The organism is Peribacillus sp. BM1, assembly GCF_056679975.1.
In genome coordinates this window covers 1,057,447-1,078,084 of sequence record NZ_CM155259.1, presented here as the reverse complement: position 1 = coordinate 1,078,084, position 20,638 = coordinate 1,057,447, and the positions used below count along the sequence as shown (strand labels likewise).

Below are 20,638 nucleotides of genomic sequence, written 5' to 3'. Positions count from 1 at the left end.
TCATCGTATTAATACGTCCACTAACTTACATCCTGTGGACTTTTGATATGCGTCCTCCCCCTCCAGAGTTCAGGCCGCTTGTGTTTTTCAATCAGTATGGGTCTTACTGCCCCCGTTAATACGAGGCAAAATTTATTGAGAAGTCTCTGTTAAAGGACATAAAAAAGCAGCAAACAATTGTTTGCCGCCGCTTAAAGTTACATTTCTTGCTGTTTATTCAAAAATGTTAATTCTACGGTTTCTGTTAATACATCTGCATAGCTGTAAGATACTCTTTCGAACGCATTTTCATCCTGATCGAGCTCAATCACAAAGACAGCCGGATAAGTCTCTGCTAACGTACCAAAACGTTCAACAGTTTTTCTTCTTCCGCCGTTTGCTTTTAAGAGCAACCGTTTCCCCAAATTGGAGTCTAGTGAATTTTTAATATCCGCTAAAGTTTTTGGCATTTTCGGTCCACCTCACTACGTTTAGTATATCACAAACCGGCAACAAGGTCAAACAAAATAATAAATTATATCAGCATTTAAATTTGTTTGTCAATATTTTTTTATACAAATCCGTAATAATTTAGATACTTTTTTTATTATCTCTATAATTTCGAAAAATTATGTACAATATTCTCCTTCCGATCTTGCCCATACGAAGCAATATGGCGCTACATTAAAACGCCACGATATAGTTTGAAGGAAGGCTGAACACAAGAAAGCGAACTTCAATACGATTGTAAAACTGAGTCACATTTTAGAAATTTCCACTTGAAACCCAAGTAAATTTTCCATTTAATTTTTAAAACCGTTTAAGTACAAGAAACGCTATCCCCTCTGTCCTTCATCCACAAGGCGCCTTAGAATAAGAAGAATAGCTATTATAATTCCCCCGTCTCATGGGATTCAGACAAGCATATTTAGCTAAATAAAAACAAGCTGCATACAATGAGATGCAGCTTTATTCATCTTTATTGATATTATAAGGCATACCAGTTCTAAGGACGCCCCTCGTTTCAATACCGCCGAGTCCCTTTTCTCCAGTTAATGTATTTCTAAGCACATCCCATACATGAATATTGTCGGTAAAAGACGTGAAACTAATTTTAGCGACTATATACACCGGATCCAATGCATGTATATTCACTCTGGATGGCGAACTTGCAAAATTAGCACCTGCTTGAATTAATGATTCAAAGTGTGATTGACAGGCTCCAGCAAAGATAACGAGTTGGTCAAGGTGTGCGACTTTATTTCTTGCTTCCCTCACTGTCTGCACGAAATGCTTGGAGTGGCGATAAGCATTTATGTCATGGGATGGGCCTTTGGACTTCGAATAAGCATCATGCCCCGTTATGACTAGGATGTCCGGACGATATTGATCAATAAGACTACCAATGCGGTTAGGCATTTCTTTCTCATTACAATAAATTCCCTTTACTGGAATTCCAATCTTTTCATATAATGTGAGGCATTTATTTAAATAAGAGGCGTCCCCATCAACATGCAGCACTTTCCCCGGAATTTGAAAATACTCCCCATTATACCGATACCCATCACTTGATTGGTAATTGCTTTTCTCTGTTTGTAACTGTTTATCTTGGCTAAATAAATGATACGATTGCTCTTGGAGAGCTTCACTTGTTTTTTGTCGGGTTTGCTTTTCTTCATCATTAATCCTAATTAAATCGTCAAAAGGGGCGTCTGCAATTAAGCGAATATCCTCGCCATAAAGAATCGCAACCTGCTCGCCATCCACTAAACGTATGTCAATCACTCTGAATAAGATGTCACATCGATAAGATGATCGTCCGACAATATCATTCACTTGTACATTCATGCTCTCACCTCGAGACAAGATAACACCAAGTCTTGTCAGATTTTCATTCCTATTACACTATGCGGGCTTATCTCGATTGGTGAAATATCCATACGATTTGTATTATAAAAAAGCGCAAGCGTCGTGGTTCAATCTAAAAGTACTTGATTAAAGGTATTGATGATTTTTGCTAGATATCAAAACACATTGAAAAAGACTCTTTTCGTAAAGTTTGTTGTTTTTGCAAGTAACAAATTTGAGCAGATGTTGGTTGTAGTTATGCAAGGCTCCTTACAGGAGAAGCGTATCTCAGGAGACCCACACAAAGCACTGAGGAGGCTCCTGAGATCGCCTACGGAAAGCGGAGTACCTGCCCAACGCAATCACCCAGGATATTCGTGTAAATATCATTTAAAAGCAACAAATTATGCGAAAACAGCATTGAAAAAAGAGGCTGTCCCAAAAGGTGACCTCACACTATATACACCGTTTATTGCGTCATGCACACGTAATATAAACGGTATATAGAAGATATGGGTCTGACCTTTCATTTTGGGGCAACCTCTTTTTGACACTGGTTTATTTAAAATGAAGAAGGAGTTCATCACTTAATCTGCCGAATTCCGCGATAGATAATGTTTCCCCTCGTCTTGTTGGATCTATTCCGGTCTGTTCTAGCGCTTTAAGAATTTTGTCTTTTTTAGATTTCCCATCAGGAAGCTGGCTCGTTAAATTATTGAGAATAGTCTTCCTACGCTGTGCGAAGCTGGATCGTGTCACTGTAAAGAAAAAGTCTTCATCTTTCACTTCAACAATCGGTTTTGCTCTTTTCACCAATCGAATGACAGCGGAGTCTACATTCGGCTGCGGCATAAACACCGTTTTTGGAACAATCATGACCGTTTCCGCTTCTGTGTAGTATTGAATCGCAATGGATAAAGAGCCATATTCCTTCGTTCCTGGTTTAGCAGCGATACGATCTGCCACTTCCTTCTGCAGCATCACAACCAATCCACGAATCGGCAAATTTTCCGTCAATAATTTAAGAATGATCGGAGTCGTTACATAATAGGGAAGGTTCGCAACGACCATTACATCATCGATACCCGCAAATTCTTCATCTATGACTTTCGCCACATTCGCTTTTAGAATATCTTCAAGGATGACTGTTACATTATCATAAGGCGACAATGTATCTTTTAAAATAGGTAGCAGACGCTGATCAATTTCAAAGGCCGTCACTTTCTTACTTCTTTTTGCAAGTTGTTCCGTCAATGCACCAATTCCCGGTCCAATTTCAATAGCGCCGCTCTCTTCAGTCAATTCAGCATGATCAACAATTCTTCGTAATATATTCGTATCAATTAAAAAGTTCTGACCCAAACTCTTTTTAAAAGCAAAGCCATACTTCTTTAAAATTTCCTGTGTACGAATGGGTGTTGCTATATCCTTATGCATGTTCTTCCTCCTGATCCATCTTCTTTAATGCCTGATAAAAATCATTACTAGTGATTTGGAACATCTTTAACCTTTTATATAACTGTTTCCCGTTTGTAAATCCAATTTTCAATAAAAGACCAAGTTGCTCTCTTCGTTCCCGTGCCCCTGCTCCACCAATCAATCCAGCATCAATTAACTCTTCCTTGGAAATCTCTTCGCCTGCATCTTCATCCATTGTTTGAGCTTCCTTCAACGCATTACGGATCGCTTCAGGTGAAGCGTGCTCAACCCCGATTCCTCTACCTGACTTAGGAAGTGCTTCCTGCTTAGACAAGAATGCATGCTTGCACCCAGGTACTTGTTCTGTAATTGTATTTCGGATTTTCTGTCCAGGGAAATCCGGATCAGTGAAAATAATAACACCCCTCATTTGCTGAGCAAGTTTTACTTGATCAATCACTGACTCGTTAACAGCCGATCCATTTGTTTCAATTGTATCAGCATTGACAGCCCGCTTAATTGCAACGGTATCATCTTTACCTTCTACAACAATAATTTCTTTAATTTTTTTCATCTTTTCCTCCAAATAACTGAAACTATTTATAGCGTCACAACGTCTAATACTATAGAATTGTGTATGTTTTAGGATAGTTGAACTTCACTTGTATCATTATAACGTAAAAAAGCAGGAGATATGCAATCCCCTGCCACTGTAAAATGATTAATTTAAGACGCGGATTTTCACTTTCTTTACTCCCCATCGGTATGCATCCGATTTTGAGGGGAAGAACACATCAATTTTATGACCTTTAATGGCCCCACCTTTATCCGCTGCAACTGCATAACCATATCCTTCAACATACACCTTTGTGCCAAGTGGAATCACCCTTGGATCAACTGCGATGACTTTGGCGTTTGGATTTTGCTTTAGATTAATCCCCGTTGCTGTTGTTCCGGAACATCCGTTACAGCTTGCTGTATAAGCAGTCGACGATACGTAGAGCTCCTTGCCTGAACCTTGGGAATTATCTTCTCCACGGGACACTTGAGCAACTAATTGCTTCGTTCCTACTGCTACTACTTTGTCTGCCTTTTCAGTCAAAACTTTTTCAGACATAAGCGCACGAGCAACTTCTTTGCCATTTTCCTTTGTTACTTCAAATTGTCTAGATATTAGTCCGTTCTTCCCTTCACGTACAACCTTTTCTTTGCCTTTATGCAATGAATGGTCCTTCTTTGTGATGGTTGCAAACTGAACAGGTTCTTCCACTACATCGGTGACTTTTTCAATTCTTATGACGTTTACAGTATTCTGTGGTTGAACGTTTTCCGCCAACTGCGGCTCAACTCGATCTAATTCATTGAGCTTTACATCTTGTTGCCTTAAAAAGTCAGCGACCGTAGTCGAAGTTGACCAAACCTGCTGTTCATTACCGCCTAAAACCAGCTTAATTGGAAAAGCCTTTTCGATGGTAATCTGCATGTTATCTTTAATTTTTGTATCTTCAGATAGGCTAAGCTTATCGTGTTGCGTTACACCCAATTTCTGTTCTAAAAGAAATTCCTCTACCTTTTGGGATGTTGTCAAAATGACTGTTTCTTTCCCATCAACATTCAGCTTCACTTGCTGGGCTGGTCTCCACTCAACCCCTACCCCATCCTTTATGATACTGTCCTTCGAGGGATGTATATAATCTTCAGCTTTTGCAGTAATCTCGAACTCTGCCAATATATCATTTACGGTGTCTGCATGTGTTTTCACAATTGTTTTCTGTCCATTAAGCGTTAATGACACCGTGTTCTTTGTCCCTTGATAAAACAGCATTCCAACTGAAGCAGCAACTATTATAGTACCGCCTAGCATAATAGCTATTCGCTTTTTCCCAAAAGACTTGGGAATTAGGTTTTTCATAGATTGTAATATAATGAAAAACTCCTCCTTCCTCTGGGTGATTATATAGACATTCTAGCAAAGCTGTCAACTCATACATTTCTTTCGATGGAAAGTAGTTCCTATTATGAACACTCTCTAGTAAATTGAAAAGGAAGAGTTATCGACACGTCTATCCTATGAACCACTTGAGATTTGTAGAACTTTCAAGAAACAAGTTTCCATTAGACAATCTTAGCAACAAACTGACAAAAATTGCTGTCAGTTTATGCCGAATAATTTCTTTGCATTCCTAGTTGTTGCCTCCGCTACTTCTTCAAAAGTAATCTCTTTAATCTCTGCAATTTGTTCTGCTACCAATTTTACATAGGCAGGCTCATTTCGTTTGCCTCGAAATGGGTGAGGTGCAAGATACGGACAATCTGTTTCAATTAGCAAACGGTCTAGTGGGATTTCAGCTGCGACTTCTTTCGGTTTTTTAGCATTCTTAAACGTTACAGGTCCTCCAAGCGAAATGTAGAAGTTCATCTCTACGCATTCCTTAGCAATTTCAGGACTGCCGCTAAAGCAATGCATAATGCCGCCTACTTCATGTGCATTCTCTTCTTTTAGTATTTCAATGATATCTGCTGTCGCCTCTCTGTTATGAATAATGATTGGTAGTTTTACCTTTTTTGCTAGCTTGATTTGTTTTCTAAACACATCTTTCTGGATTTCCTTTGGTGATTTATCCCAATGATAATCAAGTCCCATTTCTCCAATCGCAACGACCTTAGGGTGTGCTGCTAATTCTTCGATCCAGTTTAGGTCTTCGTCTGTCATGTCAATTGCGTCAACAGGATGCCACCCCACTGCAGCATAGATAAAATCATGTCCTTCAACCAATTCCATTGCGCGTGTTATCGTCGGACGGTCAAAACCAACAACGACCACATTTGAAACACCAGCTTCTTTCGTCCTTTGAATCACCTCTTCTAGATCTTCCTCAAACTGCTTATCATTCAAATGAACATGTGTATCAAATAACATCTTCTTCGCCCTCTCTAGTAATATTCTATTAGTAATTACAAGTTTTCATGTTTCACATTTATGTAACAAATATATTACATACAACACTCCTATTGCATTAATACTCCACTTCTTACCATGACGCCTCAATCCTGTAGTAAGATACACCCGCTGAATGGATTTGCCATATTAGTAAATCACGAAGACCCGTCTCCATGTCCTTCATACTAAAACGCAAGAAATAATCCTTTTTTTTACATTTTTTCATCTTTGCAAACAGACTTATTCTTCATCTGTAGTGTATCAAATACCTTTTTTATTATACTAAGCGAGTCACATTCTTTTTTAATGTTAGCCTTTAGGTAAAATAACTATTGATAAGTTTGCTGAACCATAACTTTTTTATGAAGCCATATTGAAAATGAACCCAAATTTTCAGCATGATAGGCTATATTATAATGGAAAAAAATAGCACACAAATGTTTCACATGGAACATTTCTATGCTATTTAGGAATAGAGTTATTTTACTTTCGACCCATTTGGCAATGTATCAGGAACTGTTGCCACTGAAAGCTTTCCTTCACCGCTTCCAGCTAGAATCATCCCTTGAGATAATTCACCGCGCAGTTTCACAGGTTTAAGATTTGTTACACAAATCACCTTTTTTCCTACTAATTGTTCTGGCGTATAATATTGAGCAATACCAGAGACAACTTGTCGTTTTTCATATCCCAGATCAAGTTGTAATTTCAACAACTTATCCGCTTTCTTGACAGGCTCTACTTCCAGCACTTGTGCGACACGTAATTCCACCTTCATGAAATCATCAATCGTTATTTCATCTACTTCTGGAATTTCCTCTACTTTTGGTTCTTCTTTCTTGTCTTCTGGTTGTGGAGCACTTCCTTGCATTTGCTCTTTGATAAATTCTATCTCTTCTTGCATCTCAAGACGCGGGAAAATAGGATCTCCTTTTTCAACCTTTGTTTGCGCTGGAATTAGACCAAATTTCTCTAGGCTATCCCAGGACTTTAATATTTCATCTGTAATCGTTAATTGATTAAAAATCTTCTCAGGTGTTTGTGTTAAAAATGGCTTTAATAAAATAGCTGTTCTTCTTAACGTCTCAGCTAAATGTACCATTACACTTTCCAACTCTTCACGTTTTTCCTGATCTTTCGCTAATACCCATGGCTGTGTTTCATCAATGTATTTATTTGTTCTGCTTACTAGTTGCCATATTACGGAGAGTGCCACCGAAAACTCCATTTTTTCCATGGCTTCTTCGTATTTCGTTACTACGTTTTTGTTGACTTCAAGAAGAGATTCATCAAACTCCCCAATAGAACCTTTATACTCTGGGATAATCCCATCAAAGTATTTTTCGATCATCGCAACGGTACGATTTAGTAAATTTCCTAAATCATTCGCTAAGTCAAAATTTATTCTTTCCACAAAACCTTCAGGGGTGAAAACACCGTCAGAACCGAAAGGAACTTCACGAAGTAGGTAGTAACGAAGCGCATCTAATCCATAGCGGTCAATTAATGTTACCGGATCCACTACATTCCCTTTGGATTTTGACATTTTGCCATCCTTCATTAACAACCACCCATGAGCAAATACCTTTTTAGGTAGTGGAATATCAAGTGCCATCAGCATGATAGGCCAATAGATCGTATGGAAACGAACAATTTCCTTCCCAACCAAATGTACATCTGCAGGCCAGTAGTTTAGATATTTCGAATCATCCTCTGTTCCATATCCTAATGCCGTAATATAATTTGAAAGCGCATCAATCCAGACATAAATGACATGTTTAGGGTCTCCTGGTACCTTAACTCCCCAATCAAAGGTTGTACGAGAAACAGCTAAATCTTCTAGACCTGGTTTAATAAAGTTATTAATCATTTCATTCTTACGAGATTCAGGTTGAATGAATTCAGGGTTTTCTTCGTAATATTTCAAAAGTCGATCTGCATATTTTCCCATCTTGAAGAAATAAGATTCTTCCTTCACTAATTCTACTGGATGGCCGCTATCTGGACTTTTCCCTCCGACAACTTTTCCATTTTCTTTAATCGGGTCGACTAATTGAAGTTCAGTATAGAATGTCTCATCTGGTACAGAATACCAACCCTCGTACTGGTCTAAGTAAATATCTCCTTGATCAAGCAATCGTTTAAAGATCTTCTCTACTACATCCTTATGGCGAGTTTCCGTAGTTCGAATAAAGTCATCATAGGATATATCAAGCTTCTTCCATAAATCTTTAATTCCGGAAACAATATTATCCACGTATTCCTGTGGGCTAACTCCTTGTTCCTCAGCTTTTCTTTGAATTTTTTGTCCATGCTCATCTGTACCTGTTAAATACATGACATCAAATCCGCGCATACGCTTGTAACGAGCCATCGCATCACCAGCTACCGTTGTATAGGCATGCCCAATATGTAAATTCCCACTCGGATAATAGATCGGGGTTGTAATATAAAATGTCTTCAGTTTGTCTTCCATTGTTTTTTCCTCCTATCATATGTAGAACCAGAAATGATGTTCACTAACTTAAGTTTAACCCTATACCTCTATATTACCTTATCTCACCATAAGAGCGATAAAGAAAATCTATTGAAATTAATTTTTAATAGAGACAAAACTACAAAATTTAAACGGTCAAAGCCGTTTTATGAAAGCAAGTCAATACGGCTTCGATAACTTATACAAAAGGAAAAATCTATATCTTTGATCATAACGTACAAAGCTTGATTAGATTTGGTTTTCTAATATTAAATAGCTTCTCCTCCACACTGGATAGCAGCGCTTTAAATGCGGATTTTTCTTATTGTCAGCATAACCTCTTATACCCCAAAAATATACCTAAAATCCCCCAAAAATCGCAACTTGTTCCTGATTAAAATCCTACTAACCTAAAGGTTCTCCATTTACTATCTTCCTTGATCGATAAACTATACTGATTTGAAAAGTTGTAAAATAATAGAAAAAAGGAAAAATAATCATATTGAAAAAATTTTGATATATGGAATCTTCGGGACATATGTCGAATATTGTCGAATTTAATAAAAAAAGTGACAGGTTTATATTGGAATATGCAGTCATATTTTTCTTTCTCGCCACTCATTCATAAAAATTTTTTCAATAAAGTGAAACTTCCATCAGTGGGGGTTTTCTTCATCCCTACTGATGGTTAGTTGGTCCAATTGGGCTTTTACGGGCAATTTTTCCCCCTCCTTTCTTTGTTCTACGTAAGCTTGAGGTGGGATAAATCTTTAATTTAAACCTGTTTTTTAATTTTTTTTCAAAAAAATGTATAAACTCGAATAAAGGGATTGACGTATTTGGGAATGGCTGGTATTATAGTATTTATAAAAAAATGTCGAAAATTGACGAAATAGAGATAAAAGGTATTAGAATACTATTTAAAATTGAGAGGAGATTTTCATATATGAAATCTACAGGAATTGTACGTAAAGTTGACGAATTAGGACGGGTAGTAATTCCAATTGAATTACGCCGTACACTAGGAATTGCAGAGAAAGATGCTTTGGAAATTTACGTTGATGATGAGCGCATCATTTTGAAAAAATATAAACCTAATATGACTTGCCAGGTTACTGGTGAAGTATCTGATAATAATTTAACACTTGCTAACGGAAAGTTAATCCTTAGCCGTGAAGGTGCAGAACTGCTTATCAAAGAAATTCAACAAAACATGGAATTAGAAACTGTTTAATTACTTTTTCTATTTTTAAGAAGGCTTCCTTGGAAGCCTTCTTTTTTTGCGCACTAATTTACAAGTATCCTTATGGCGGTTATTCTTACCCGTATGGTTAACTTTCTATTACATGATAAGCGTGATATACATCTCTTTTCTGCAAGCCACGATCCATCGCTGTCTGTTTGATAGCATCTTTTGAGTTAAGTTGTTTTTCATCGATATAATATTGAACATGCTCAGCAAGCTCAATACTTTGCCACCATACTTCTTCTGTTTGTTCTTCCACGAATTCTGCACCTTCAATGATCAAGCAGAATTCACCTCTGATTTCATTTTCAATAGCCCATATTTGTGCTTCATCTATCGTACCTCTAATAAATTCCTCAAATTTCTTAGTCAGCTCTCGGCATAGAACAATATTTCTATTTCCGAGCACTTCACGCATGTGTTTTAATGTATCTTTTAATCGGTGCGGTGATTCATAGACTATCCAAGTTGCCTCCATCTTCTTTAACTTCTCCAGCTCTTTTTTCTTTTCTTTGACATTTCGTTGCAAAAAGCCATAAAAGTAAAAAGGCTGTGGCACTAATCCTGAAGCAATTAGTGCCGTAAGTGCAGCATTTGCACCTGGTAATGGAATAACCGGTATACGCTGTTCTAGTGCTTCTTGGACGAGTTCGAACCCAGGGTCTGATATAGTCGGCATTCCGGCATCACTCACTAATGCAATCGTTTGGCCTGAAAGAAGCCTCTCAATCATCTGCTTCCCACTCGCTTGTTTGTTATGTTCATGGTAACTAATGACTTGTGTTTCAATTTCAAAGTAATTACAAAGCTTTCTTGTATTCCGTGTATCTTCTGCAGCAATGATGTCTGCTTCCTTAAGAATCCTTAAAGCTCGGTAGCTTATATCCTCCAGATTCCCAATCGGAGTTGGCACTAAATATAAAACGGATTGCTGTCCTTCCTTTTCAAAGCTTTTCTGTTGCCACATCTACATTCTCCTTACTAACAATTTTTTCTTTTTGTTTTCTAGATAACTGCTTAAAGCGATACTCAGCTCGCATTGCTTCTGTTTTTCTTAGAAACGTTTCAAAATGGACAAGCTTTACCGGTCCGCGGCCTCGTGTGTATTTAGCACCCTTTCCTTCATTATGAAGCTTTATCCTTTTTTCTAAATCGTTTGTATATCCCGCATAATAACTATGGTCCCGACATTCAAGAACATAGAAGATATGCTTATTCTTCTCCATATAAAATCCTTCTAACCTCAGGAGTATACACATTATCCTCATTGTACACGACAAGCGGTGGTAAAACCTTTAAATCAGGACTTCCATCCTTAATTCCTTCTATTAGAATGGTGTTGGCTTCTTTACTTGCTTTCGGATAAACAAATTGCAAACGTTTTGGTTCCAACCGATGCTTCCTCATTAAACTAAGAATATCCATTAGCCTTCCTGGACGATGAACGAAAGCCGCCTTCCCACCCTGTCGCAACAATTGGCTTGTATTCTGAACAACATCTTCAAGTGTACACATAATTTCATGTCTTGCTATTGCAAAGTGTTCATTCCGATTGATTTCTTCTTGCGATGGTGTTGGAAAATAAGGGGGATTACATGTCACAACGTCAAATTTATCATTCCCAATCTCCCTTGGGAATGTTTTTATATCACCATGTACCATCTGAATCTGTTCAGAAAGACCGTTATATTTAATACTGCGCTCTGCCATGTTAAATAATCGTTCCTGTATTTCTACCCCGATGATCTTTCCCTTTGTTCTTGTACTTAGTAACAGGGGAATCACACCATTACCTGAACAAAGATCAGCGATTCTTCCTTTTTGAATCGGGATATTTACGAATTTTGATAAAAGAACTGCATCAAGAGAAAATGAAAACACACTTGGACTCTGAATAATTCTTAACTTTTCTGCTAATAAATGATCGAGGCGCTCATCACCAATTAATTCTGCCATCTTCTTCACTCCATTATCTAATTACTATTTATAGAAACATTGTTTACTTCAACGAAAAAGCCTTCCCTAGACAGGAAAGGCCAAACTTACTTTTTATTCAAAAAGGACAGGCAAAACAAACAATCGCCTTCTTTTCTAAGGCTACCAAAATGCAAATTACAAATATGGAAACCTTCTTGATATAATCGAGCTAGATTATCATAGCCTTCGCCGATATCCATTGTCTTATCATCAGGATTTTCTTTCAGTGCCTTTGCTTTGGTTTTATCTTTTGTAGAAGGGCTAGGATTCTCTCCAAGGTTTAGACGCCTGCGCAAATGTTCATTCTCAAGCTTAATAGATTGGTTATCCTCAAGAATCTCAGCAAGATGTTGCTTTAATTCCCCAAGCTGTGTATATAAATGACCAATTTGGGCTTCCATGCTCGTTACTGATTCAAATATATCTTTCTTATCCATGCTTTCCCACCACCTTGTTAATCTGTGGCTTGAATAGAAACGGCTCCCTCGTTTAGAATCTCATCTAACGTATACTCTAATACTCTATTCTGTTCGACTAATTCAACTTGAAGAACTCGTTCTAGAATATTAAGCCCCACTACCTTGCCTTTTCCATTAGGTGTCCGAATCATTTCACCTAAGTCAGGAAGCAATTCTTTCGCATTTTCGTACTCATCATTTTCGTATTTAAGACAACACATCAAACGTCCACATAATCCTGAGATTTTTGTTGGATTAAGGGATAGGTTTTGATCTTTGGCCATCTTAATGGAAACTGGTTCAAAATCGCCAAGAAATGTTGAACAACAGAGCATTCTGCCACATGGCCCTATTCCACCGAGCATCTTTGCTTCATCTCTGACACCTATTTGGCGTAATTCAATTCGCGTTCTAAAAATGGCTGCAAGATCTTTTACTAAGTCGCGAAAATCTACGCGTCCATCCGCAGTAAAATAAAAGACAACCTTATTACGATCAAATGTATATTCCACATCAACCAGTTTCATATCAAGTTGATGTTCCTCAACCTTTTTACCACATGTATTATAAGCTTCAATAGCAGCAGATTTATTTTCCTCAACAATTAGCTTGTCCTTTGCATCAGCAACTCGAAGCACTTTCTTCAATGGCAGTACAACGTCGTTCTCATCTACTTGTTTCCTTTCCGTAACAACTTTGCCGAATTCTACTCCACGCACAGTCTCTACGATAACGAAATCATCCTTTGAAATGATAAGCTCGCCCGGATCAAAGTAGTATATTTTGCCCGCCTTTTTAAAACGGACCCCTACAACATTATACAAATGATGACCCCTCCTGCAAATTCAACACAAGCTGTTCCATCAACAGCTGTGGATTTGTATTGGACATTAGCTTCCGTTTTGCTTCCAAAATAGAACTCATCTGCTCAGCCAAACGTCTTTGAGTAAGATGAAGAGCACGCAACGCCAACTCCTCCTGTAAATTTTGAAAGACAATTTGGTCACGTCTATCCAACTGAATATATAATAAATCTTTATAAATAAGATATAAAAGATCTAAACCACGGTTCAGTTGATCTCTTTCTTTAAAGTGTGTAAACCACTCCTGCTGAAGATATAGCAATGCCTTCAGTGAATTTGTATTTAACACTTCATATAATTTTACCACTTTTTTTTGGGATTGTGCAAACCATTCCTCTGAACCTAATAGGATTCCCTCTTCAAAGTTTTGTGTAATATGGGAAATAATAGAGGAACTTTGCATGTCCAATCCATGATTCAGCAACCTTTTCTTCACCATTTCTGGTGATAACGGCTTGAAGGATAAGGTTTGGCATCTTGATAAAATGGTAGGTAAGATACGTTGTATTTGTTCAGTCATCAGTATAGCAACCGTGCCTGTAGCAGGTTCCTCTAAAAACTTCAACAAACTATTTGCAGCCTGTACAGACATTTTATCTGCACTTATCACTAAATAGATTTTTCGTTTCGACTCTACACCCTTTTTTGAAAACTCTTCTTGAAGACTTTTAATTTGATCCTTTTTTATGGAAAGCCCATCCGGTTCAATAAGATGGACATCCGGGTGGTTTCCACTCATAATCCGCTTACAATGACTGCATCGGTTACATGGCTCATATTCATTTGTCAAATCTTCACAAAGCAAGCTTCTCGCAAAAAGCAGCCCCATTTCTTTCTTACCCGTACCCTTCTCACCATCAAAGAGATACGCATGAGCAACCCTTTCCCGAAGAATGCTATTCTTCAGCATCCCAGAAATTTGCGGCTGCAACTCATATAAATCTTGCCAGGTTTGTGTCACAATAAATCAACTCTCTTATATCTATAAAATAAAGAAACTATATGCTTTCATGCACTAGAATTGTAAAAACTGTTCAATTGGCAATACAAATACCGTTGCTCCCCCTACTTGAATTTCAACTGGGTAGGGTACATATGAATCTGCATTCCCTCCCATTGGAGATACAGGTGCGACCAGCTGTTCGCGGGATTGACAATTTTTCTTAATGAGTTCCAATGCTTTATCTACACGATAGTCATCTGTACCAATCATAAACGTCGTATTCCCTGATTTTAGAAATCCGCCAGTACTCGCAAGCTTCGTTGCCCTGAAATTATAATCAACGAGCTCTGTAAGTAGCCTTTGGCTATCTTTATCCTGTACAATTGCAATAATCATTTTCATCCCTATCATCCTCCATTGCAGTTGATTGGTCGAGGAGCAGACCATTTTCTTTAATTATAACAATTATTTATATCCTTAACAGTGATTGATAGGCATTTTTTTAAGCTACTTACACTAGACACCAAAATTTATAAAAAAAAGAAGCGACCAGTTCAATTAATTAAACAGACGCTTTCATAAATGCATTTATTGGATACGTTCCTTGATGAATTCAATCACTTTCCTCATAGTCTTATCGACGACAATATCTAAAGGTTGCGCTGCATCGACGATATAAAACCTTTCTCTAAAGCGTTCCATTATGATTTGGTAGCCTTCTCTCACTTTTTCGTGAAATTGTAACTCTTCCATATCAAGACGATTAACTTCCCGTTCCTGATTACTATGGACACGTTGGAGTCCCAAAGTCGGGTCAATATCAAAATATATTGTTAAGTTAGGCATAACCCCGTCTATCGCAAATTGGTTCATTTTATACACTTCATCAATACTCAATCCTCTTGCATGACCTTGATAAGCAAGAGAGCTATCAATAAAACGATCACAAAGAACGATCACGCCACGATCCAAAGCAGGCATCACCTTTTCAACTAAGTGCTGCCTTCTTGCAGCCGCGTATAATAAAGCCTCAGTTCTTCCATCCATTACTGTATTATCTTTATTCAAGATGACTTCCCTAATTTGTTCAGATATAGGAATTCCACCTGGCTCTCTCGTAATGACCACCTGATACCCAGCTTCAGTCAGTACATCTCCCAGCTTATGAAGAACCGTTGTTTTACCTGCCCCTTCAGGACCTTCAAACGTAATAAATATTCCGCGACTCATAGTTATTTTACCTCCAGCCAAACTTGTTTCCCATCTAAGTATACCATTTTCAAACTACAAAGGTCATTCGAAAACCATAAGCTTTCCTATTCTTAATTCTTTTCCTCCATGAAACCTTGATCCAGCTATGATTATCTGCTCTAGGTACTGTATTTGTTCTTCGGTAATACGTTCACCCATCATAATAATTGGAATTCCTGGGGGATAGGGTATGACCATTTCAGCCGCAACCATTCCAATACTCTTGGAAATGGAAACAGACCGCCTTCTTCTTTTTTTCATTTCCGGATAAGTTAAGGCGAGGGTTGTAATCGAGTCTGACTGTTTATAAATCAAGTGATTCTTTGCTTCCCCACTTCCTTCATAAACAACATCTGCAATCACGGATGCAATGTCTTGAAAATATTCAAGGCTGTTCTCTTTCATTAACGGTAGGACAAACAAAACATTCCTGTGGTCCGCAAGTTCTGTAAACACACCTTTTTTTTCTAATCGACGTTGAAATTCGAATCCCGTTATTTCCTCATGAGATCGTATCGTTATTTTTAAGGGATCAAGCATATCCTTTTCTAAGATTTCAATATGGGCAATCTCGTCCAGTTCTTTTCGAAATCCAAGAATAGTCTTCATCAATATAGTCTTATCATATCCACCGAAGGAAGCCAAATAAGACCGTGCTAAATCCAACGATGCCATAATTGGATAAGAAGGGCTACTGGACTGAAGCATTTGTAAGTAAAATTCCACTTTCTCTCGATCTACGAATGAACTGTTTATATGTAAATATGAACCCATTGTCATCGCAGGTAACGTTTTATGGGCCGAATGGATAACGATATCGGCTCCAGCCTCAATTGCACTTTCGGGAAAGGGATCTCCAAGACAAAGATGGGCACCATGTGCTTCATCTACCAATACAGGGATTCGCTTTGAATGTGCAAATCTTACAATCTCACTCAAGCCACCGCAATGTCCATAATAGGTAGGATGCGTTACAATGATTGCCTTTACCTGCGGATATAACAAAAAAGCCTCTTTAACTGACTCAAGCCGCAATCCCTCAGAGATACCCCAATCCTCATCTACCTTTGGTTCTATAAAAATTGGGCTTACACAAGCCAGCATTAATCCATTCAATATAGATTTATGACAGTTCCTCTGAACAAGCACCGTATCGCCTTCTTGAAGGCTCCCAAGAATCATAGCCATATTCCCCACGGTTGACCCATTTACAAGGAAATAGCTATGCCTAACACCGTAAAGACAGGCTAACAGATTCTGTGCCTCTAATATTGGTCCTTCAGGTGCATGAAGATCATCTAAGCCACTAATCTCTGTAGCATCAATAGAAAGCAATGGATTGAATAATGATCGAGCCCTCTCTGAAAAAAACAGTCCATTTTTATGCCCTGGTACATGAAATGACCTTGTCTGTTTTTCTTTATGGCGGATAAGCGCATCAAACAATGGTGTATTTTCTTGATTCATATTATTACCTCTCTACTATTATCTTATCCTCTTATTTTATCAAAGTTCATTATTACAACATAATGATTCATTATTTGTATTTTCATATATACATGTAAGCTATGTATTCTATTCCAAGCAGGTATGGAGGCCACTTAATTTGCCTCAATACCTACTCTACTTAAATAAACGATTAAGTCATTACGAATAAATTTCTGGTGTATTCACTTTTTTTAATCGTTTTAAGTAATATTTATACCTTGGATCATCTGTCTCCGTCCCAATCATAGCTAACTCACATTGTTTACAAATGAAAGAAGTATATAAGTGTATTCCATCATCCTTGACCTGATCACACACAATGCAGGTTTCCTCTGTATTCTTCTTTAATGTACTTATTTCCAAACTCTCCACCTCCCTGTTTGCATTCTCCCCCGAAAAGCACTATTGTATACAGTTTTCAAAACAGTGTGAGAGATATTGATTCATTTGCCTATAATAATGTATGAAAGATTTTTTCAATGTGTGTATGTCTACCTTTTTTATTTCATTTTTAATGCAAAAAAAACCAGCTATAAATAGCTGGCCTCTCAATTTGCTTGGCAACGTCCTACTCTCACAGGGGGAGACCCCCAACTACCATCGGCGCTAAAGAGCTTAACTTCCGTGTTCGGAATGGGAACGGGTGTGACCTCTTTGCTATCGCCACCAAACAATAAAGGAATATCATTCCTTCAAAACTAGATAATAAGAAGGTTTTTTGCTTTTTCAAGAACAATAAGGTTAAGTCCTCGATCGATTAGTATCAGTCAGCTCCACATGTCGCCACGCTTCCACCTCTGACCTATCAACCTGATCATCTTTCAGGGATCTTACTAGCTTACGCTATGGGAAATCTCATCTTGAGGGGGGCTTCATGCTTAGATGCTTTCAGCATTTATCCCGTCCGCACGTAGCTACCCAGCGATGCTCTTGGCAGAACAACTGGTACACCAGCGGTGCGTCCATCCCGGTCCTCTCGTACTAAGGACAGCTCCTCTCAAATTTCCTGCGCCCACGACGGATAGGGACCGAACTGTCTCACGACGTTCTGAACCCAGCTCGCGTACCGCTTTAATGGGCGAACAGCCCAACCCTTGGGACCGACTACAGCCCCAGGATGCGATGAGCCGACATCGAGGTGCCAAACCTCCCCGTCGATGTGGACTCTTGGGGGAGATAAGCCTGTTATCCCCGGGGTAGCTTTTATCCGTTGAGCGATGGCCCTTCCATGCGGAACCACCGGATCACTAAGCCCGACTTTCGTCCCTGCTCGACTTGTAGGTCTCGCAGTCAAGCTCCCTTGTGCCTTTACACTCTACGAATGATTTCCAACCATTCTGAGGGAACCTTTGGGCGCCTCCGTTACATTTTAGGAGGCGACCGCCCCAGTCAAACTGCCCGCCTGACACTGTCTCCCGCCCCGATAAGGGGCGCGGGTTAGAATTTCAATACAGCCAGGGTAGTATCCCACCGACGCCTCGACCGAAGCTAGCGCTCCGGCTTCACAGGCTCCTACCTATCCTGTACAAGCTGTACCAAAATTCAATATCAGGCTGCAGTAAAGCTCCACGGGGTCTTTCCGTCCTGTCGCGGGTAACCTGCATCTTCACAGGTACTATAATTTCACCGAGTCTCTCGTTGAGACAGTGCCCAGATCGTTACGCCTTTCGTGCGGGTCGGAACTTACCCGACAAGGAATTTCGCTACCTTAGGACCGTTATAGTTACGGCCGCCGTTTACTGGGGCTTCAATTCAAAGCTTCGCCTTGCGGCTAACCTCTCCTCTTAACCTTCCAGCACCGGGCAGGCGTCAGCCCCTATACTTCGCCTTGCGGCTTCGCAGAGACCTGTGTTTTTGCTAAACAGTCGCCTGGGCCTATTCACTGCGGCTTTTCCGGGCTATTCACCCTAAAAAGCACCCCTTCTCCCGAAGTTACGGGGTCATTTTGCCGAGTTCCTTAACGAGAGTTCTCTCGCACACCTTAGGATTCTCTCCTCGCCTACCTGTGTCGGTTTGCGGTACGGGCACCCTACATCTCACTAGAGGCTTTTCTTGGCAGCGTGGAATCAGGAACTTCGGTACTATATTTCCCTCGCCATCACAGCTCCGCCTTAATGGAAACGGGATTTTCCTCGTTTCCGGCCTAACTGCTTGGACGCGCATATCCAACAGCGCGCTTGCCCTATCCTTCTGCGTCCCCCCATCGCTCAAACGATGTATAGGTGGTACAGGAATATCAACCTGTTGTCCATCGCCTACGCTTTTCAGCCTCGGCTTAGGTCCCGACTAACCCTGAGCGGACGAGCCTTCCTCAGGAAACCTTAGGCATTCGGTGGAAGGGATTCTCACCCTTCTTTCGCTACTCATACCGGCATTCTCACTTCTAAGCGCTCCACCAGTCCTTCCGGTCTAGCTTCAACGCCCTTAGAACGCTCTCCTACCACGGATACCATACGGTATCCATCCACAGCTTCGGTGTTACGTTTAGCCCCGGTACATTTTCGGCGCAGAGTCACTCGACCAGTGAGCTATTACGCACTCTTTAAATGATGGCTGCTTCTGAGCCAACATCCTGGTTGTCTAAGCAACTCCACATCCTTTTCCACTTAACGTAAACTTGGGGACCTTAGCTGGTGGTCTGGGCTGTTTCCCTCTTGACTACGGATCTTATCACTCGCAGTCTGACTCCCGAGAATAAGTATTTGGCATTCGGAGTTTGACTGAATTCGGTAACCCGTTGGGGGCCCCTAGTCCAATCAGTGCTCTACCTCCAATACTCTCATCTCGAGGCTAGCCCTAAAGCTATTTCGGAGAGAACCAGCTATCTCCAGGTTCGATTGGAATTTCTCCGCTACCCACACCTCATCCCCGCACTTTTCAACGTACGTGGGTTCGGGCCTCCATTCAGTGTTACCTGAACTTCACCCTGGACATGGGTAGATCACCTGGTTTCGGGTCTACGACCTCATACTCATGCGCCCTATTCAGACTCGCTTTCGCTGCGGCTCCGTCTTATCAACTTAACCTTGCATGAAATCGTAACTCGCCGGTTCATTCTACAAAAGGCACGCTATCACCCATTAACGGGCTCTAACTACTTGTAGGCACACGGTTTCAGGATCTATTTCACTCCCCTTCCGGGGTGCTTTTCACCTTTCCCTCACGGTACTGGTTCACTATCGGTCACTAGGTAGTATTTAGCCTTGGGAGATGGTCCTCCCTGCTTCCGACGGGATTTCTCGTGTCCCGCCGTACTCAGGATCCACTCAGGAGGGAACGAAGTTTCAGCTACAGGGTTTTTACCTTCTTTGACGGATCTTTCCAGATCACTTCACTTACCCCGTTCCTTTGTAACTCCATGTTGAGTGTCCTACAACCCCAAGAGGCAAGCCTCTTGGTTTGGGCTATCTTCCGTTTCGCTCGCCGCTACTCAGGAAATCGCGTTTGCTTTCTCTTCCTCCGGGTACTTAGATGTTTCAGTTCCCCGGGTCTGCCTTCAGTACCCTATGTATTCAGGTAAAGATACTGTTCCATTACGAACAGTGGGTTTCCCCATTCGGAAATCTCCGGATCAAAGCTTACTTACAGCTCCCCGAAGCATATCGGTGTTAGTCCCGTCCTTCATCGGCTCCTAGTGCCAAGGCATCCACCGTGCGCCCTTTCTAACTTAACCATATGGTGGCTGATAAACGAAAAGTTTACCAAACAACCTAGTTGTTAAAAGGTCTTACTTGATGTCTTGAAAAATT

18 protein-coding genes and 2 rRNA genes are annotated in these 20,638 nt (G+C 39.9%); 1 reads left to right on the top strand and 19 read right to left on the bottom strand.

What is annotated here, in order from left to right; genetic code table 11:
- Window positions 1-197 precede the first annotated feature (197 nt).
- From veg to metG, 7 genes are all read right to left on the bottom strand, one after another.
- Window positions 198-449 (bottom strand): biofilm formation stimulator Veg, encoded by a 252-nt coding sequence (gene veg / locus AC1MGI_RS05190; protein WP_028390526.1) that lies wholly within the window; start codon window positions 447-449, stop codon window positions 198-200.
- Between the two features lie 499 nt (window positions 450-948).
- A complete protein-coding gene (gene yabG / locus AC1MGI_RS05185; RefSeq protein WP_480348833.1) occupies window positions 949-1,827 on the bottom strand; it encodes a sporulation peptidase YabG in 879 nt (292 codons plus the stop codon).
- 558 nt (window positions 1,828-2,385) lie between these two features.
- Window positions 2,386-3,264, bottom strand: a complete 879-nt coding sequence (gene rsmA / locus AC1MGI_RS05180; RefSeq protein WP_480348832.1) for a 16S rRNA (adenine(1518)-N(6)/adenine(1519)-N(6))-dimethyltransferase RsmA — start codon at window positions 3,262-3,264, stop codon at window positions 2,386-2,388.
- On the bottom strand, window positions 3,257-3,820 hold the full coding sequence (gene rnmV, locus AC1MGI_RS05175; protein WP_480348831.1) for a ribonuclease M5: 564 nt from the start codon (window positions 3,818-3,820) through the stop codon (window positions 3,257-3,259). The genes rsmA and rnmV overlap by 8 nt, the downstream gene beginning before the upstream one ends.
- A 147-nt stretch (window positions 3,821-3,967) precedes the next feature.
- Window positions 3,968-5,110 (bottom strand): ubiquitin-like domain-containing protein, encoded by a 1,143-nt coding sequence (locus AC1MGI_RS05170; RefSeq protein ID WP_480348830.1) that lies wholly within the window; start codon window positions 5,108-5,110, stop codon window positions 3,968-3,970.
- A gap of 288 nt (window positions 5,111-5,398) precedes the next feature.
- A complete protein-coding gene (locus AC1MGI_RS05165) occupies window positions 5,399-6,166 on the bottom strand; it encodes a TatD family hydrolase (protein WP_480348829.1) in 768 nt (255 codons plus the stop codon).
- Between the two features lie 499 nt (window positions 6,167-6,665).
- Window positions 6,666-8,663, bottom strand: coding sequence for a methionine--tRNA ligase (metG, locus tag AC1MGI_RS05160; RefSeq protein WP_480348828.1), 1,998 nt, complete (start codon window positions 8,661-8,663; stop codon window positions 6,666-6,668).
- A gap of 946 nt (window positions 8,664-9,609) precedes the next feature.
- Here metG and AC1MGI_RS05155 point away from each other — a divergent pair.
- Complete coding sequence (locus AC1MGI_RS05155; protein ID WP_062187764.1) at window positions 9,610-9,897, top strand: AbrB/MazE/SpoVT family DNA-binding domain-containing protein; 288 nt, start codon at window positions 9,610-9,612, stop codon at window positions 9,895-9,897.
- Between the two features lie 97 nt (window positions 9,898-9,994).
- Here the strand turns inward: AC1MGI_RS05155 and rsmI are convergent, their stop codons facing one another.
- The 12 genes from rsmI to AC1MGI_RS05095 all read right to left on the bottom strand — a co-directional run bounded on the left by rsmI (window position 9,995) and on the right by AC1MGI_RS05095 (window position 20,562).
- Window positions 9,995-10,876: a 16S rRNA (cytidine(1402)-2'-O)-methyltransferase gene (rsmI, locus tag AC1MGI_RS05150; protein ID WP_480348827.1), complete on the bottom strand. Its 882-nt coding sequence runs from the start codon at window positions 10,874-10,876 to the stop codon at window positions 9,995-9,997.
- The gene (locus AC1MGI_RS05145) at window positions 10,854-11,135 is read right to left on the bottom strand and encodes a GIY-YIG nuclease family protein (protein WP_480348826.1); all 282 of its coding nucleotides are present in this window, start codon (window positions 11,133-11,135) and stop codon (window positions 10,854-10,856) included. Before AC1MGI_RS05145 ends, rsmI begins: the two co-directional genes overlap by 23 nt.
- Window positions 11,122-11,865 carry a tRNA1(Val) (adenine(37)-N6)-methyltransferase gene (locus AC1MGI_RS05140; protein WP_480348825.1) on the bottom strand — a complete coding sequence of 248 codons (744 nt, stop codon included), beginning with the start codon at window positions 11,863-11,865 and terminating at the stop codon, window positions 11,122-11,124. Before AC1MGI_RS05140 ends, AC1MGI_RS05145 begins: the two co-directional genes overlap by 14 nt.
- An 86-nt stretch (window positions 11,866-11,951) precedes the next feature.
- The gene (gene yabA / locus AC1MGI_RS05135) at window positions 11,952-12,323 is read right to left on the bottom strand and encodes a DNA replication initiation control protein YabA (protein ID WP_480348824.1); all 372 of its coding nucleotides are present in this window, start codon (window positions 12,321-12,323) and stop codon (window positions 11,952-11,954) included.
- A gap of 17 nt (window positions 12,324-12,340) precedes the next feature.
- A complete protein-coding gene (ricT, locus tag AC1MGI_RS05130) occupies window positions 12,341-13,168 on the bottom strand; it encodes a competence/sporulation regulator complex protein RicT (RefSeq protein ID WP_403078131.1) in 828 nt (275 codons plus the stop codon).
- On the bottom strand, window positions 13,161-14,168 hold the full coding sequence (gene holB, locus AC1MGI_RS05125; protein WP_480348823.1) for a DNA polymerase III subunit delta': 1,008 nt from the start codon (window positions 14,166-14,168) through the stop codon (window positions 13,161-13,163). Before holB ends, ricT begins: the two co-directional genes overlap by 8 nt.
- A 54-nt stretch (window positions 14,169-14,222) precedes the next feature.
- The gene (locus tag AC1MGI_RS05120; protein WP_062187777.1) at window positions 14,223-14,552 is read right to left on the bottom strand and encodes a cyclic-di-AMP receptor; all 330 of its coding nucleotides are present in this window, start codon (window positions 14,550-14,552) and stop codon (window positions 14,223-14,225) included.
- 186 nt (window positions 14,553-14,738) lie between these two features.
- Window positions 14,739-15,380, bottom strand: a complete 642-nt coding sequence (gene tmk, locus AC1MGI_RS05115; RefSeq protein WP_480348822.1) for a dTMP kinase — start codon at window positions 15,378-15,380, stop codon at window positions 14,739-14,741.
- 63 nt (window positions 15,381-15,443) lie between these two features.
- Complete coding sequence (locus tag AC1MGI_RS05110) at window positions 15,444-16,868, bottom strand: aminotransferase class I/II-fold pyridoxal phosphate-dependent enzyme (RefSeq protein ID WP_480348821.1); 1,425 nt, start codon at window positions 16,866-16,868, stop codon at window positions 15,444-15,446.
- Window positions 16,869-17,048: 180 nt separating this feature from the next.
- Window positions 17,049-17,246, bottom strand: coding sequence for a sigma factor G inhibitor Gin (locus AC1MGI_RS05105; protein ID WP_480349706.1), 198 nt, complete (start codon window positions 17,244-17,246; stop codon window positions 17,049-17,051).
- A 198-nt stretch (window positions 17,247-17,444) separates the two neighbouring features.
- Window positions 17,445-17,560, bottom strand: a 5S ribosomal RNA gene (gene rrf / locus AC1MGI_RS05100).
- Between the two features lie 66 nt (window positions 17,561-17,626).
- Window positions 17,627-20,562, bottom strand: a 23S ribosomal RNA gene (locus tag AC1MGI_RS05095).
- Window positions 20,563-20,638 lie beyond the last annotated feature (76 nt).

What these genes read in the sequence shown, in the direction of transcription:
- veg (WP_028390526.1), bottom strand. Translation starts at nt 449, where the DNA reads ATGCCAAAAACTTTAGCGGATATTAAAAATTCACTAGACTCCAATTTG.
- yabG (WP_480348833.1), bottom strand. Translation starts at nt 1,827, where the DNA reads ATGAATGTACAAGTGAATGATATTGTCGGACGATCATCTTATCGATGT.
- rsmA (WP_480348832.1), bottom strand. Translation starts at nt 3,264, where the DNA reads ATGCATAAGGATATAGCAACACCCATTCGTACACAGGAAATTTTAAAG.
- rnmV (WP_480348831.1), bottom strand. Translation starts at nt 3,820, where the DNA reads ATGAAAAAAATTAAAGAAATTATTGTTGTAGAAGGTAAAGATGATACC.
- AC1MGI_RS05170 (WP_480348830.1), bottom strand. Translation starts at nt 5,110, where the DNA reads ATGCTAGGCGGTACTATAATAGTTGCTGCTTCAGTTGGAATGCTGTTT.
- AC1MGI_RS05165 (WP_480348829.1), bottom strand. Translation starts at nt 6,166, where the DNA reads ATGTTATTTGATACACATGTTCATTTGAATGATAAGCAGTTTGAGGAA.
- metG (WP_480348828.1), bottom strand. Translation starts at nt 8,663, where the DNA reads ATGGAAGACAAACTGAAGACATTTTATATTACAACCCCGATCTATTAT.
- AC1MGI_RS05155 (WP_062187764.1), top strand. Translation starts at nt 9,610, where the DNA reads ATGAAATCTACAGGAATTGTACGTAAAGTTGACGAATTAGGACGGGTA.
- rsmI (WP_480348827.1), bottom strand. Translation starts at nt 10,876, where the DNA reads ATGTGGCAACAGAAAAGCTTTGAAAAGGAAGGACAGCAATCCGTTTTA.
- AC1MGI_RS05145 (WP_480348826.1), bottom strand. Translation starts at nt 11,135, where the DNA reads ATGGAGAAGAATAAGCATATCTTCTATGTTCTTGAATGTCGGGACCAT.
- AC1MGI_RS05140 (WP_480348825.1), bottom strand. Translation starts at nt 11,865, where the DNA reads ATGGCAGAATTAATTGGTGATGAGCGCCTCGATCATTTATTAGCAGAA.
- yabA (WP_480348824.1), bottom strand. Translation starts at nt 12,323, where the DNA reads ATGGATAAGAAAGATATATTTGAATCAGTAACGAGCATGGAAGCCCAA.
- AC1MGI_RS05120 (WP_062187777.1), bottom strand. Translation starts at nt 14,552, where the DNA reads ATGAAAATGATTATTGCAATTGTACAGGATAAAGATAGCCAAAGGCTA.
- tmk (WP_480348822.1), bottom strand. Translation starts at nt 15,380, where the DNA reads ATGAGTCGCGGAATATTTATTACGTTTGAAGGTCCTGAAGGGGCAGGT.
- AC1MGI_RS05110 (WP_480348821.1), bottom strand. Translation starts at nt 16,868, where the DNA reads ATGAATCAAGAAAATACACCATTGTTTGATGCGCTTATCCGCCATAAA.